General features: G+C 26.3%; 1 protein-coding gene. It reads left to right on the top strand.

Annotation, left to right across the window (positions count from 1 at the left end):
- Nucleotides 1-247, top strand: a 247-nt coding sequence (locus LKL37_RS23075; protein WP_431612586.1) for a hypothetical protein, incomplete at both ends; no start/stop codon positions are given.

A 247-nucleotide genomic window follows, 5' to 3' on the forward strand; every position in this document is an offset into this window, starting at 1 on the left:
TGAGCGATTATTTTAGACAGGTTGTAGTAAATACTTCTTTTTTAAATTCTGAAAGTTGGATTATTCTGAGTAATATAGAGCAAAGTATAAAGGATAAAATAGAATTAGTTGGAACACCTTTAAAAGACTGGAATATTAATATATATCGTGGATTATTAACAGGATATAATGAAGCTTTTATTATTGATGATAAAAAGAAACAGGAATTAATAAAAATGGATCCCAAATCTGATGAAATTATACGACC

Origin of the sequence: Chryseobacterium sp. 'Rf worker isolate 10', assembly GCF_050753305.1 — a bacterium.
Lineage (GTDB): Bacteria > Bacteroidota > Bacteroidia > Flavobacteriales > Weeksellaceae > Chryseobacterium.